At 56.2% G+C, this 610-nt stretch carries 1 protein-coding gene; it reads right to left on the bottom strand.

What is annotated here, in order from left to right; all coding sequences use genetic code 11:
- The coding region (locus L691_RS0122320; RefSeq protein ID WP_025692521.1) for a NifB/NifX family molybdenum-iron cluster-binding protein at positions 1 to 610 on the bottom strand (610 nt) is incomplete at both ends.

The raw sequence follows: 610 nt of genomic DNA, 5'->3' as shown, positions 1-610 counted from the left end.
AAGGATAGCTTCCTGTATTCCGCCTTTGCGGACCAGGGGCAGTACGCCTGCTTTGTTCAGCGCCGCGCGGGGCGCGTCGCCGATACCGGAGCTGAGAAGAATCCGGCAATCGCTGAGGATGGAGATAATCTCTTGAAGCGTTTCGTCTTTATCTCCGTTGCAATCGGCTGTGCCGTGGCAGTACGCCTGGATCTTCCGGATACCGATGAATTTCACTTCGGTTCCGTCGGTATCGAAAATCATGAATTCTGTCGTATGGCCAAAATGCTGGTTGACCTTGTCCCCGCCTCTGGAAGCGACCGCGACTCTTGTCTTCTTGTTCTCGTCAAGAATGGTTCGGCGGTTCTCCTTCGCGATCAGGCGCTGACGGATTTTGCTATCAAGCTCCTGCTGGAACTGTTCTCTTGCATCCAGGTCGATCACCGGATCGGCTTCCATCGTTTCCAGTTGGAAATCCTGGTTACGGTCCTGGCCGAGCAGCCCAACCGCGTCGGCGCGGCATTGGCGGCAGTGGCGCATCAGCTTCGTTCCGCCCTCACTCAGCTGCTCTTGCAGTTGGTTCAGTTCTCTTGGACGAGGAGCCTTACGTCCGTCCTTCTCATACTGGCTG

It is taken from the genome of Paenibacillus zanthoxyli JH29 (genome assembly GCF_000520715.1).
GTDB lineage: Bacteria > Bacillota > Bacilli > Paenibacillales > Paenibacillaceae > Paenibacillus_AQ > Paenibacillus_AQ zanthoxyli.
Note: the sequence above shows the minus strand (reverse complement) of the source record. Positions and strands in the feature narration are given on the sequence as shown.